This window comes from Pseudopedobacter beijingensis, from assembly GCF_042678145.1.
GTDB classification, from domain to species: Bacteria; Bacteroidota; Bacteroidia; order Sphingobacteriales; family Sphingobacteriaceae; genus Pseudopedobacter; species Pseudopedobacter beijingensis.
In genome coordinates, this window is the sequence record NZ_JBHUDG010000015.1 from 280937 (window position 1) to 295161 (window position 14225).

Sequence of the window (14225 nt, forward strand, 5' to 3'; positions counted from 1 at the left end):
GTATTGATAAAAACGAAGCTACTTAATTGCACACAGGCAACTCTTCTACTAACTTATTTTAAGGTAAGGCTTTCTGATAAATCAAGGCTACAATATCCTTTTCAAACAAAATAATCAGGGAATTAACACAGACTCTTGTCATTTATTTTACACTTATCTCTCACCAGTTTTATAAATAGTTTTTTATAGTTATTTTAACACCAAAATTAAAAGAGAATCTATTCTAGAAAAGGAAACCATGAGAATATTAGCTGCAACAGATTATTCTGAAAACTCAAAATCGGCCATTAAATTTGCCATCCAACTTGCGGAACAAAACCCGGATGTTAAGGTCTCTTTTTTTCACTCGTTACACATCCCTCAGCCCACCAACCTGAGCGATGCTGATTTCGCTCAATTTGAAATAGAGAAAACAGAAGAGGGCAAGCAAAACCTGAAGCTTTTTATCGACGATATATATAAAAGCCTTAACCTTGTCCCTAAAAATAACGAGCTGGTGGTTATAGAATCTTCTATTGCCGATGGCAACATCATTAATCTGGCCGAAAAAGAAAAATACGATTTTATATGTATTGGGGCCAGAGGTGCCGGCAAACTAGAGAAATTCTTAGGAACCAATACAGTTAATATTATCAATAAATCTAAAGTCCCGGTTTTGGCCATCCCTATAAACTATACTTTCGGACAGATTAACAAAATCATGTACGCTTCTGATTTTACTGATGTAGACACCGAATTGACAAAAGTTTTGGATTTTGACAAAAAGCTTAATGCGGAAATAGAAATCATACATTTTGCTTTTCCTTCCGAAACGGCACAAAAAGAGAGTCAGGCACTTAGAATTAAGCAAGAGTACAGTCAAAACATTAAAGTAACGGTTGTAGACAATAATGCCTTAAAACCGGTTGTTGCTAATATTAACGATTACGTTACCCAACATCTTCCTTCTTTATTGGTGATGTTTACGGATCCTAATAAATCATTTATAGAGAAGCTGATTTTTTCTGGTAATACAGAGGGAATGGCGTTAAAAGCCAATGTTCCTTTACTAGTTTTTAAAAAAGCAAACTAAGCTACAGCAAAATGAAGGTGTCCAAAAAGTTCTTAAATTTGTTACCCGGAACTTCATCCGGATACTGATGGATCTTACTAGAAAAGAGTTTTTGGACACCTTCTTTAATACTTTCTCAAAAAACACAACCATTGCCCTACGATATACATATAAAAAACGTCTTCGTTTCTACGCTCCCACTCCCCTCTATAAACAGCGTATTTATGTGGTTACACAAATTAAAACGTGTTTTCTATAATGTATTTGTACTCATTCTTTTCTTTGCCAACCTCTCTGCACAGGCACAGGGTTTCCGAAATGAAATTAACCTTATAAGTGATAACGATGCTTATCTGGCTATAGCACAGGACAGATATTATACCAACGGTCTATTTTTGTCTTTTAGAAAAGCAAAACAAAATCCTGTTGCGACCAATGGTAACAAAGTATTAAAGAAAATATGGGGAATAAGCATAGGGCAAAAGATGTTTAATCCTTATTCTGGTTTTATACCATATAAAGGAGCTATAGACCGACCTTTTGCAGGTTATCTTTTTGGTTCTTATAACCACCAATGGCTTTACAAAAATGAAAGCAGCTTACAAGTAGAAATACAGATGGGCACCATTGGTAAGTATTCTTTGGGCGAACAAGGGCAAAAATTCATTCATAAGACCTTTAGGTTTTATGAAATAAATGGCTGGAAATACCAGATACACGATAATTTTGGGATAAATGTCGTTACATCTTATCAGCATAAAATTTTCAGAAATAAAGCACAAAATATAGATCTAAGCATGCCTTTATCTATCAGATTGGGTAATTTTTTCACTGGTACAAATGCAGCTTTACTTTTTAGATGGGGAAAAATTAACAAACTAAATAACTCTATAGCTACCAAAAGCAATTTATCTTATTTAAACACGAATAAAACGGTTAATCACGAGTTTTTTTTCTATATGAAACCTGCAATTGATGCGGTGGCTTATGATTCTACTATATCGGGAAGCTTAATGGGCAGCGACAAAAAGGAAGTTACTTTTGACAGCACTCCACTTGTTTTATCGAACGAAGTAGGTTTTGCCTTTTCCAAAAACAGAATAAACCTGGGATTTGCCCTATTATTTAAAACTAAAGAAATAGAAAGTACAGCTAAACCACATCAGTACGGATCAATAACCCTTGGTTACCAATTTAACTAAATCTGGCTGCAGTAAATAAAAAAACAAGGCTAAAGTTACCATCAATAGTTATAACTTTGCTCCGGCATGGAAAACATAGTAATTGCAATAGACGGATACTCTTCTTGTGGAAAAAGTACATTAGCTAAAGCGCTGGCAAAAAAACTAAACTTCATATATATTGATAGCGGAGCCATGTACAGGGCTGTAACGGTATATTTTTTACGCCATCAGGTAGCCCTGACGAATGATACCGAGGTTAGAAACGCATTAGAACACATAGATATTAGTTTTGATGCAAAAGACTATAATTCTCATGTATTGTTAAATGGAGAAGATGTATCTGAAGAGATAAGACAGATGCATATTTCAGAGCAGGTAAGTCCCGTATCTGCACTCAAACAAGTAAGAACTGCCATGGTAAAACAACAGCAAAAACTGGGGCAGTTAAAAAATATAGTGATGGACGGCAGAGATATAGGCACTACGGTATTTCCTCATGCCCAAATAAAGCTTTTTATGACTGCTGATCCTAAAATCAGAGCAGAGAGAAGATACAAAGAGCTATTGGGTAAAGGCGAAAAAGTAAGTCTGGAGGAAGTATTTGACAATCTGGCTCATCGCGATTACCTGGACACTACCAGAGAAGAAAGCCCTTTAACCAGAGCTGAAGATGCCATTATTTTAGACAATACAAACTTAACAGAGGCAGAACAGTTAAATTTTGCAGTTGAGAAGGTTACTCCTTTTCTTAAAATGGCATAATAAAATACTACCAAACATCTGTCTGTTAACTTTTAATATTTTGATAGCGAACTAGAGCTATTTATATGCTATTTACTCCTCCAGGGTCGGTATTTTTGAACAATAATTATACTAGCATTAACAGGAGAACAAAACAGTTTATCAATAAAAAACAGACTAAACTGTACCCAGGTAGTTCTAACTACCAACATAAAAAACATACAATCCTCTCAAAATCAATCAAATTTATTTTCTATTTAAGAATATATATTCTTACCTTTGCCATCCCCAAAGCGGGGAAAAAGGAGATAAATTATTTAATGGCAAAAAAACAAGTAGCAGAAAAGGAGTTAAAAGCGAAAGAAGCAGAACTTCAAGACACCAAAGGTCGAGTTAAGGAGACATTCGAATCAGAGGCTGATTCATTGTCTATCGACGAAATCAAATCATCTAGCCGTCAGGCGGATCCTGCAGATTTTGACTGGGATGCTGATGACAAAATTTTTGGCAACTACAGCCAAGCCGAAAGAGAAAAACTAGAGCAATTGTACGCTGGAACTTTCAACTCTGTTGAAAAAGGCGAAATTATTGCTGGTACTGTTGTTACTATTAACAACAAAGACGTGGTATTAAACATCGGTTTTAAATCTGATGGACTTGTACCATTAAACGAATTCCGCGACATGCCAGAACTTAAAAAAGGCGATGTTGTTGATGTATTCGTAGAACAAAGAGAAGATGCTAACGGTCAGTTGGTTCTATCTCGTAAAAGAGCAAAAACTCAACGCTCTTGGGAGATGATCAACGAAGCCCTAGAAAACGACACAATTATCAATGGTTTTGTTAAGAGCAGAACTAAAGGTGGTTTAATCGTTGATATTATGGGTGTTGAGGCGTTCCTTCCAGGATCTCAAATCGACATCAAACCTATCCGTGATTACGATATTTACGTAGGTAAAACAATGGAGTTCAAAGTTGTTAAAATCAACCACGAATTCAAAAACGTTGTAGTATCTCATAAAGTATTGATCGAGGACGACTTAGAATCACAAAAAGTTGAAATCGTTTCTAAACTAGAAAAAGGACAAGTACTAGAAGGTACTGTTAAAAACATTACTGATTTCGGTGTGTTCATCGACTTAGGTGGTGTAGACGGTTTACTTCACATTACTGACATCTCTTGGGGCCGTATCGAGCATCCGAAAGAGGTTCTTTCTTTAGATGAAAAAGTTAACGTTGTTGTTCTTGACTTTGATGACGAGAAAAAACGTATCGCTTTAGGTCTAAAACAATTAACTGCTCATCCTTGGGAATCTTTAGATACTGAACTAGCTATCGGTTCTAAAGTAAAAGGAAAAATCGTAACAGTTGCTGATTACGGTGCTTTCTTAGAAATCATCCCTGGTGTTGAAGGTTTAATCCACGTTTCTGAAATGTCATGGTCTCAAAACTTGCGTAACCCACAAGAGTTTATGAAAATTGGTGACGAAGTTGAAGCTGTTGTTTTAACTCTTGACAGAGAAGAGCGTAAAATGTCTTTAGGCATTAAACAATTAACTCCTGATCCTTGGGAAAAAGCGGCTGAGAAATACCCTGTTGGCAGCAAACACAAAGCGGTTGTTAAAAACATGACTAACTTTGGTGTATTTGTTGAAATCGAAGAAGGTATCGACGGCTTAATCCATATTTCTGATCTTTCTTGGTCTAAAAAAATCAACCATCCTAACGAATTCACTAAAGTTGGTGAAGAATTAGACGTAATTGTTTTAGAACTTGATGCAGAAAACAGAAAACTAAGCTTAGGTCACAAACAATTAGAAGAAAATCCTTGGGATACTTTTGAAACTATCTTCACTTTAGATTCTATACACGAAGGAACTGTAACTAAAGTAACCGACAAAGGTGCTTTGGTAGCTCTACCTTACGGTGTTGAAGGTTTTGTTCCTACAAAACATTTGGCTAAAGAAGATGGTACTAGCTTAAAAGTTGACGATGTTGCTGAGTTCAGAATCATTGAATTCAACAAAGATTCAAAAAGAATCGTTGTTTCTCACGCTCGCATCTGGGAAGAAGCTAAAGCTGAAGCAGTTGCTGAAGAAAGAGCTACTAAGAAAAAAGAAGCTAAAGCTGCAGATAACGCAGTGAAAAAAGTAAAAGATTCTGTTGAGAAATCTACTTTAGGCGACTTAGATGTATTAGCTCAATTAAAAGCTGATTTGGAAGCTAAAAAATAATCTGAATTAATTTTATGATTATATAAAACCTCTCCGGAATTCCGGAGAGGTTTTTTTATGACTTTTTAAAGATGAAGTTCTTCTCCCTTTCTCTGCAATATCTTCCACAAGGAACGTTTCATCTTAAATATGGAAGCACAATAAAGCAACAACACTCTTAACTTAGTACGCCCTTTATCAATGATTCTATGGCCGTTGTTCTTTCAGAAACGATGTGGTTTTATCAGCTTAAGAGACTCTATGACTTCAAAAAGCAAAGAAGTATAAAACCAATACGAAAGTTATTATATTACTCCCGAATTTGTACGGTCTCTTTTTTATCCATTATAAAATACTCATCTCTAAAATCCTGTGGAGTTTTACCCAAATATTTTTTAAATACTCTAAAAAAGGATGCCCGGGAATTAAAGCCTGATATTTCGCCAATATATTCTATTTTGTAACGTTCATAATCCTCATTTATCAGCATATTTTTAGCTTCTTCTACCCGGTACCTATTTAACATTTCAAAAAAAGACATCTTTAAATAGGTATTGATAAAAGTAGACAATACTGCCGGGCGAACATTCAAAAGCTCTGCTACGTCATACAATTTCAAACCTGGTTTAGTGTGTATTTTTTCAACTGTAAAAAGCTGTTCTAACTCCTTCTTCAGATTACTTTCTCTATTAAACTCATCTTTATATAATGCTTTTTCTTTTTGAAGGATTTCGATCTCTTCCATAAAATGGTTGAGTGGCGCAACGGATTTGGCAAAGGCCTGATATTCCGGCTTGTTAAATATAACATGGTAAGACAAACCTTTATATATCATAAAAGCATACATAAGTAAAGAGGCTACAGGTACCGCTATCAGATCCAGATAAATATGTGATTTTCCTATAATAAGTATCGGTGTAAAGTAAGCCACGAATAAAAATCCGTTTAACGAAAGAAGACATAACAAAAATGCTCTTTGCCATTTCACAGAAATCTCTGCCTCATACATTCCCAAATCCATAGCTTTCTCTTTATACAGGTCGATCCTTTTCTTCCCTAAATACAGATAATAACAAAGATGAAGCAGCAGTAACAAAGACATTATATTGAAAAAGGGCTCCTCTCCTGACTGTACCTTCTCCATTACTATTACTTTTTCTGTATATGGAATCAGAATATAATATATAGTACTCAAAAAAGTTAGTACAGACGGTACAAAATGCCAAAAACTATTGAGTGCGGATTTAATACTTTTACCTTGTATCAACGATAAATAAACCAGTAATACAGGTCCAAACGTAAAGTTAATTCCGCCATTAATTGGATTTAGAAATAAGAGTTCTGGCTTACCTAAAAAAATAGAAACCACATTATGGGCAATAGTAGAAACAGGATACAACACCAGAATACCAAGAAAAATATTCGCTTTTGCATTATTTTTTCTGAATAACAGACTGCACACTATAGTAAGTAATACAATAATTGCTAACAGATTTAACTGCAAAATAAACGAGTCTGATATATACATAACATCTATCTCTGGAGGTTATAAAAGGTATAAGTATTTAATTTAAAAATACAATAATACTAAAAGTCTCAAAGTTGCTGCAATGCAATATTTAAAAATATTCTTTTTCAATTCCTCATAATCAACCCATCCTCCTCTAGCATCAAAAAACACACACAAACAACTCATTTACAAAATATTAAATAAAACAAAAAAGTAAATTGAGACTACTTTATTTAGAAGTTGAGACCATATACACCTACTTTTTCTGGTTCTTTAATTGGATTTAATAGTTCTTTGAGACATAAAACATATCTCAAAAAAACAAATCTGTATAATCAATAATTTAAAAAACGATATGAATATTTTTTCAAAACAGACAGCCACTATACTGCTTACAATGTTTATTTGTTTCAATGTATATGCACAGCAACCAGACGAGAAAGAAATCAAAAAAGCTTTTGCACCTAAAGGGACATATAAGGCCCCTTTTAAGAAAGCAAATGAAGCATGTCTTACCAGCGTAAATATCCAGTTTAAACTAGCCACCAGACAGGAACAAGAAAAACGCGGTGTAGGTAATGTTATTACCTGGGGCTTTCTAGAAGGTATTGAAGACAATTTGATGCAGGAAATTACAGACGAATACTACAAGTTGTTAGCAGAAAAACTGAAAGCAAATGGTATTTCTCTAAGCGATGAATACAAAAACACCGACCAGTATCAAAAATTAATAAACAACAGTGCAGATCTCAGCCGCGAAACAGAGAAAAAAAACTGGGGCGTTTCAAAAATATTTACTGCCAATAATGCTCCATATATAGAATTCCCGATAATGGCGGGTCCTCATTCTTCTTTAGGCAATAAACTTAAAAAACCTGTAGGTATGGTTTTTATTACCGTCGACTTTATTAACATCAATCAAAACATCAAAAAAGGAGTCAGTGATTTATGGGGAGAGCGCACTGATAAATTTGAAACAAATATTGAACCTATTATACGAATAGAAGGGGTAACGCAAGGTGCTAAAATGAAAGGTGATGGCACCTATGCTAAATTTGCGGGTCCAAACTATAGTTTTTGTAATCCATCTATAGCAAACTACGCTATTACTTCGGGCTTGCCCTATACCGCAGTATTGAATAAAGCTGAGGGGATGCCCGAGTCTATGAAAAAGTTCAAAAGTGCGGTTTTAGGTGATGTTGCTGCTATTTTCAGCAAAGGACTGGTAAAAAGCGGTCGAGGGGTAGCAGAAAACACTTTTGTTATTCAGGCAAATCCAGAGGCTTATAAAACTGCGGTACTGAATGCACTCAACCAATACAACGATTATTTACTGGCTTATATCAAAGCAAATAATTAATAAAAACAAACACTATCATTAACAACCTCACTTCTAATAAATGAAAAAATTATTATTTGGCATGATGGCATGTACAATATTGCTTGCTTCTTGCAAAAAAGAAAAGGAGAAAATCCAGAACGAAGAAAATCCAGAGTTTTATTTTACTGCTAAAATTGATGGAGTAGAATTCAAAGCCGATATGTGGAGCTGCGAATGTACAAACGCTGCGCTGTTTGGTACAGAAGCTTATATCCATTCTGGAACCCTGGTATTAAGGGGCAAGAAAAATTCAAAGGATGTAAATGAAGGAGAGATATTCCTCAGGCTCGGAGAAATTGATATTAAAACCTATCAACTTGAATCTGATAAAAACGGTCCCGGAGCTTATTACCAATTGGGTACAGGCAAATGGGCTGCCGGTGGCGAAGTAGTTCCTTACGGTGCTAGCAACCCAATTTACAGTACGGGAACGGGAAGTGTTATCATTACTTTGCACAAAGACAATATTGTAGAAGGCTCTTTTGATCTGAACACCATCAGTTATGCTGACGGTACAAAAAAGAACATCACAGAAGGTAAGTTCAGGATGAAATATCGCACTATTTAGAGCTACATCACCATGAAAAAAATCATAAAACTCTTTCATATTACGGCAATAACATTTTGCTTAATCTGTACAGAACATGCACAGGGGCAGAACAAATTTAATTTCGGTTTAAGCATTCCCTCCTATTTCGGCACAGGCAGGTTTGGCAGTTATTTAGACATGACGAACGAGCTTCAGGGACATACGGGAAACGATGCTCTTAAATTCAGACCAAGTGCCGGAATCGGAATATTTGGTGAATTGGAATTTAACGAAAAATGGACTTTGGATATCTATTGGCAAAAATATACTCACAAAACCAATTTTGGAAAAAACAATATAGATGGTTTTACTCCCAATGCAAGTGGAAATACAACATCTCAATACAAAATGTCTCATGGCATTATAGGCATTGGTGCCAGCCGTAAAGCTTTCCAATTTAAAGGCCAGCAACTATGGCTATTTTCTGCATTGAGTGCCGGAAGCCGGAAATTTGCCTGGCGACCAGAAGGCGGAGATTTTAGCCATGAAAGACGTACCCATAACAAGTTATTTATAGCGGCAACAGAAGCTCCAATTTATTTTAATCTTGGCGTATCGTCAAAATTCAATTTTGCCAACAAGTTTTTCTTTGGTCCAAAAATAGGTTACGAAATGGAATTGATGAAAGGAGACGGGAAAGCTTTTGGCGGCGGACTTCCGGAATTGGTTCAGGCTTCATACGCCGTTAATAAACCTCATGCAGATATACAAGCCATTATGGGTCAATATGCAGATAAACAAAAAGCTTCTCTCAATCGATTTTTTATTGAACTAAGAGTAGGTATGAAATTAGGAAACGAGAAGTAGAGTTAAATAACAGTCAGTAAAATCATCTTCATCAAAAAATAAATCATGAAAAAACATCTGTCTCTATTAATATTATTCATTAGCGCTATCATATTAAACAGTTCCTGCAAAAAGGACGAAGCAACAAAAGACAGGGAACTGCTTACTTCCGGCAAATGGTTTTATGATTACATTGTAAATTTCAGAGCTGGAAGCAGTATCAACAGCTGTTTCAACAACACACATTATATAGAGTTTAAAGCCGACGGCACAGTATCTATGGTTATATTTGATAAAGGATACGATCAAACCCTAGTTGAAGGTACATACGCTCTGAACGAAGATGGCAAAACCTTTACCCTAAACGCAGACAACAGACAGTGGACAGGCACCATACACCTGATAAAAGACAACTATCTACGAATGACAATGACGCTGGCTCCTGACAACTTCTATTCTTATGAATTAACACTGGCACATAAGAAAGCTAATCCGAATTGTCAGCCACCAAAGTAACCAAGACCGTTAATTAATAATAAACTCAACATGAGAATACATCTTATTCTATTTTGGATGTTGCTAACCACTTTTGCCGTTTCCTGTAAAAAAGAGAAACAACAAAGTGGTTACATGAACGCTTCCGTAAACGGAAAAACCTACAAATCAATACAAGTAAATGCCTACTTCCCTGCCAGTAGTAATAAGGGGATATTAAGTCTTAAAAGTAGTGCAGACGGAGAAAGAACCATCTCTTTAATTATCAATAATTACAAAGGTACGGGAACCTACTATTTTAAATCTGGTGATATTATTGGACAACGGGCTTTATGTACTTATAGCTATACCAATGATAATAGAGCATCCATTGTACACACCACCGAAGATGCTAATGATAACGGCTATATTACCGTCACCAAAGAAGAGGGGAGCATAGTAGAAGGTACTTTCCAGTTCAAGGCATTATACTCTCCTCATCCAGATAAAAAAGAATATGTAAAAGTAACTAGCGGAAGCTTTTCTATGCATTTTTAACCTACATGGTTCTAAAACGTAAAACCAGGATATATACAATGTGAATCAGAAAACAGAACCTCTTCCCTACATCTACTCCAACAAAAGGACTTTTATACTTTATCTGGTAACGCTGATTACGGTTGCTTTATCCGTATTTGTTTTTTACATGATATTCTCGGATCTGGATGATTTTTATAAAGAATATAGCTCTACATTTTCAGGAACACTCTGGTTAATATTTATGCTTATTATGGGTAATGTTATGTTTTGCTGTATACTTTGGCTAAGCGGAAAATACGTCCTAAAAATAGAAAATGCAGAGAAAGGGTTTATCTATATAACAACATGGTCTGTACTGGGGGTTAATAAAATCAGCAAGCACCCTGTCACTATATTGAAAGCGATGAAATACCATCAAGGATATACTAAAATACCTGGCACCCCTGCTGCAAATGCTCCGTGGTTTCAAATCAAAACCATAAAAGGAAAAATCTTAGTAATTGATGCACAGGGAAATTTTGTCCCAAAATGGGCTAACAAGCTCTAAATAGAAAATCAGTATCTCATTAATTCCTCAATTAAAATTTGGCTTCATATTGCATTTTTCCCTATTTTTGTCCAAATCAAAGAACTGATGCAGAATTTAACCCTTCTTGATGGTCAAAAATTTCAAATCACGATACAACGTCTTTGCCATCAGTTAATAGAAAACCATAACGACTTCTCTAATTCGGTAATCATTGGTATACAACCTAGAGGGATTGCTTTATCTCAAAGAATAGCAGAAGAACTTAAAAAGATTATGCCTAAGGCAGAAATCAATCATGGTAACCTGGATATCACTTTTTACCGTGACGATTTCCGCAGAGGCGATTCTCCCCTACTCCCCAACAGCACACAAATCGATTTTATTATCGAAGGTAAAAAGGTCATTTTAATTGATGATGTGCTTTGGACAGGCAGAACTATCAGAGCAGCTATGGATGCCATGCTAGCTTTTGGAAGACCCGAAAAAGTAGAATTACTGGTTTTAGTAGACAGAAGATACTCCAGACAATTACCTATAGAGCCAGACTATATTGGAATAAAGGTAGATGCCATATCTTCCCAAAAAGTAGTGGTAAGCTGGGAAGAATTAGATACAGAAGATAAAGTAGTTTTGATTTCAGACAATAAAAAATAACAATGCCAGAGTTAGCACAACGTTTAAGCACAAGACATCTTTTAGGAATTAAAGATCTAAACAAAAAAGATATTGAGCTGATTTTAGAAACTGCTGATACTTTTAAAGACGTTATTAACAGACCCATAAAAAAAGTTCCGTCTTTACGTGACATTACCATCGCAAATATCTTTTTTGAGAACTCGACCAGAACCAAACTTTCATTTGAACTGGCACAAAAAAGACTATCTGCAGATATCATCAACTTTGCCGCATCCAGCTCTTCGGTAAGCAAAGGAGAAACTCTTATAGATACGGTAAACAATATCCTTTCCATGAAAGTGGATATGGTGGTCATGAGACATCCTTATCCTGGAGCTGGTGTATTTCTGAGCAAGCATATTAATGCACAGATTGTGAATGCCGGAGATGGCGCTCACGAGCACCCTACCCAGGCACTTTTAGATGCATTTTCTATTCGAGAAAAATATGGTGAGGTTGCCGGAAAAAAAATTGTTATTGTTGGAGATATCCTACATTCCAGAGTAGCACTGTCTAATATTCTTTGCCTTCAGAAATTAGGCGCAGAAGTTAGAGTATGTGGCCCAACAACTCTAATTCCTAAGTATATTGATAGCTTAGGTGTAAAAGTTGAACATGATTTAAGAAAAGCATTAAACTGGTGCGATGTAGCCAACATGCTTCGTATACAGCTAGAGAGACAGGATATCAAATATTTCCCCTCACTAAGAGAATACTCTATGATGTACGGCCTGAATAAAGAAATATTGGATTCTCTGGATAAAGAGATTACCATTATGCACCCGGGACCAATAAACCGTGGTGTTGAGATAAGTAGCGATGTTGCCGACAGCAAACAATCCATTATATTAAATCAGGTTGAAAATGGCGTGGCGGTGAGAATGGCTGTTCTGTATTTATTAGCGAGTCAGAAAGATTAAGTTATTAATTCCTCAAAGTCTCAAGAGAATATAAATATATTCTATATAGCAACTAAAAAAGTATAATATAAAACTGCAACAAAGTTAGTCTGGATTTTATTCAATTAGCTTATTTTAACAAAAGGACAGTACATAGATAAGAGCATAAATTTAAATGCTACATAGTCTTTAGAAGTTTAATTCTGAAGGTTCAGACAGCATATAAACTCACCAAGTTAAAGTTATTTACTTAAATTAGTGTGGCAGGTTCTTTTATACAACTAATAAAATCCAAACCTGTAAAACATTAGCGGTAAACAAATCAGAATGATAACTTAACAAAAAGTGAACGAAATAATAGAACTCTCGAATCGAAAAATTACACTCGAAAGAAATGATTTTTTAAAAGTTAAGGGAAGTATTGATAGCAATCTTTATTTTGTTGAAAGCGGGAGTTTGAAAATTTTTATTCTCGATGATTACAATGAGCAAATTGTTCGTTTGGCCTACAAAAGCAATTTAATTGCTTCTTTAGATTCATTTCTCAAGAATCAACCTTCAGATTTTTATATTCAGGCCATAAAAAAAACTGTATTAAAAGTTATTACTAAACATCAGATTGAAGATTTTCTAAAAAACAATTCTGACAATACTTTGTGGAATAAAATTTTGGAAGATTTAGTTTTACAACAACTCGAAAGAGAAATTGATCTTTTAACGAGCTCTCCTAAAGAACGCTACCAAAGAGTTCTGAAGAGAAGTCCTCAGCTTTTTCAAGAAATCCCCAACAGATACATTGCAAATTATTTGAGAATGAGCCCCGAAACCTTATCACGATTGAAAAGTCTTGATTTAAATCAAGGTTTATAATCTTGAAAACACCAAACTTTGTACAAAGTTTTTAAAAATGAAATCGGAGCAATTAATTCAGTCTTTAATAGGACAAACCAAAAAGATTATCAACAAAGCAAGTTCATTGAAAGATGAAAATCCAGCGAACCTAAAATGGAGACCAGAACCTAATTCTTGGAATATCCTAGAATGTTTAGAACATTTGAATCTATATGGAAAATTCTACCTTCATGAAATTGAAAAGTCAATACTAAATGCAAAAAAGCAAAGTACCCCTGACTTTAAAAGTGGTTTTTTAGGAAATTATTTTGCAAATAGTATGCTTCCTAAAGAACAACTTAATAAAATGAAAACATTTAAAAACAAAAATCCGCTGAACTCAAATTTAAATAAACAACAAGTTCTAAATGAATTCACCAATCAACAACAACAGCTCCTTAACTTGTTAAACCAATCGCAAGATGTTGATTTAAACAATACCAAAGTAAGAACTACTCTTTCAAACTTTATAAAGCTAAAACTTGGAGATATTTTTCAGTTTCTTATCAACCATAATCTAAGACATTTAAAACAAATTGAAAGAATAGAACAACAACTCAAAAATATCTAACAGACAATCATCATTCAATCTCTATTCCTCTTTGTAAAGGAGGTTTTGCTTTTTTATTTGTAAAGTGATATTTTTCGTTAACCTCCAAGGGAGTGTAACGCGAACTGTGTCATTCCAAAATTAACGCCTCTCAAAATCCTCTATTTTCCTGAAGGATTCTTTCACCAAATTTAATAAATAGTTGTGAGAAT

The 14225-nt window shown here is 34.9% G+C and carries 15 protein-coding genes; 14 read left to right on the top strand and 1 reads right to left on the bottom strand.

Annotation, left to right across the window (positions count from 1 at the left end; genetic code table 11):
* The first annotated feature begins 238 nt into the window (after positions 1-238).
* From ACFSAH_RS10635 to rpsA, 4 genes are all read left to right on the top strand, one after another.
* Positions 239-1072: a universal stress protein gene (locus ACFSAH_RS10635; protein WP_379662712.1), complete on the top strand. Its 834-nt coding sequence runs from the start codon at positions 239-241 to the stop codon at positions 1070-1072.
* Positions 1073-1275: 203 nt separating this feature from the next.
* Positions 1276-2253, top strand: coding sequence for a lipid A deacylase LpxR family protein (locus tag ACFSAH_RS10640; RefSeq protein ID WP_379662713.1), 978 nt, complete (start codon positions 1276-1278; stop codon positions 2251-2253).
* Between the two features lie 66 nt (positions 2254-2319).
* Entirely contained in the window at positions 2320-2997 is a 678-nt protein-coding gene (gene cmk, locus ACFSAH_RS10645; protein WP_379662714.1) for a (d)CMP kinase, read from the top strand.
* Between the two features lie 299 nt (positions 2998-3296).
* Positions 3297-5210 carry a 30S ribosomal protein S1 gene (rpsA, locus tag ACFSAH_RS10650; protein WP_379662715.1) on the top strand — a complete coding sequence of 638 codons (1914 nt, stop codon included), beginning with the start codon at positions 3297-3299 and terminating at the stop codon, positions 5208-5210.
* Positions 5211-5499: 289 nt separating this feature from the next.
* On the opposite strand, the gene ACFSAH_RS10655 is transcribed toward rpsA, so the two are convergent.
* On the bottom strand, positions 5500-6717 hold the full coding sequence (locus ACFSAH_RS10655; protein WP_379662716.1) for a helix-turn-helix domain-containing protein: 1218 nt from the start codon (positions 6715-6717) through the stop codon (positions 5500-5502).
* Between the two features lie 337 nt (positions 6718-7054).
* On the opposite strand from ACFSAH_RS10655, the gene ACFSAH_RS10660 reads away from it, so the two are divergent.
* From ACFSAH_RS10660 to ACFSAH_RS10705, 10 genes are all read left to right on the top strand, one after another.
* Positions 7055-8059, top strand: coding sequence for a hypothetical protein (locus ACFSAH_RS10660; protein ID WP_379662717.1), 1005 nt, complete (start codon positions 7055-7057; stop codon positions 8057-8059).
* A gap of 40 nt (positions 8060-8099) precedes the next feature.
* Positions 8100-8648: a hypothetical protein gene (locus ACFSAH_RS10665; RefSeq protein WP_379662718.1), complete on the top strand. Its 549-nt coding sequence runs from the start codon at positions 8100-8102 to the stop codon at positions 8646-8648.
* A 12-nt stretch (positions 8649-8660) separates the two neighbouring features.
* Entirely contained in the window at positions 8661-9476 is an 816-nt protein-coding gene (locus tag ACFSAH_RS10670; protein WP_379662719.1) for a hypothetical protein, read from the top strand.
* 45 nt (positions 9477-9521) lie between these two features.
* Positions 9522-9971 (top strand): hypothetical protein, encoded by a 450-nt coding sequence (locus ACFSAH_RS10675; RefSeq protein ID WP_379662720.1) that lies wholly within the window; start codon positions 9522-9524, stop codon positions 9969-9971.
* Positions 9972-10001: 30 nt separating this feature from the next.
* Positions 10002-10487 carry a DUF6252 domain-containing protein gene (locus ACFSAH_RS10680; protein WP_379662721.1) on the top strand — a complete coding sequence of 162 codons (486 nt, stop codon included), beginning with the start codon at positions 10002-10004 and terminating at the stop codon, positions 10485-10487.
* Positions 10488-10527: 40 nt separating this feature from the next.
* Positions 10528-11016 carry a hypothetical protein gene (locus tag ACFSAH_RS10685; protein ID WP_379662722.1) on the top strand — a complete coding sequence of 163 codons (489 nt, stop codon included), beginning with the start codon at positions 10528-10530 and terminating at the stop codon, positions 11014-11016.
* A gap of 87 nt (positions 11017-11103) precedes the next feature.
* Positions 11104-11652: a bifunctional pyr operon transcriptional regulator/uracil phosphoribosyltransferase PyrR gene (gene pyrR / locus ACFSAH_RS10690; protein ID WP_379662723.1), complete on the top strand. Its 549-nt coding sequence runs from the start codon at positions 11104-11106 to the stop codon at positions 11650-11652.
* 2 nt (positions 11653-11654) lie between these two features.
* Positions 11655-12593, top strand: coding sequence for an aspartate carbamoyltransferase catalytic subunit (locus ACFSAH_RS10695; protein WP_379662724.1), 939 nt, complete (start codon positions 11655-11657; stop codon positions 12591-12593).
* A 324-nt stretch (positions 12594-12917) separates the two neighbouring features.
* Complete coding sequence (locus ACFSAH_RS10700; protein ID WP_379662725.1) at positions 12918-13442, top strand: Crp/Fnr family transcriptional regulator; 525 nt, start codon at positions 12918-12920, stop codon at positions 13440-13442.
* A gap of 37 nt (positions 13443-13479) precedes the next feature.
* Positions 13480-14034 carry a DinB family protein gene (locus ACFSAH_RS10705; protein WP_379662726.1) on the top strand — a complete coding sequence of 185 codons (555 nt, stop codon included), beginning with the start codon at positions 13480-13482 and terminating at the stop codon, positions 14032-14034.
* Positions 14035-14225 lie beyond the last annotated feature (191 nt).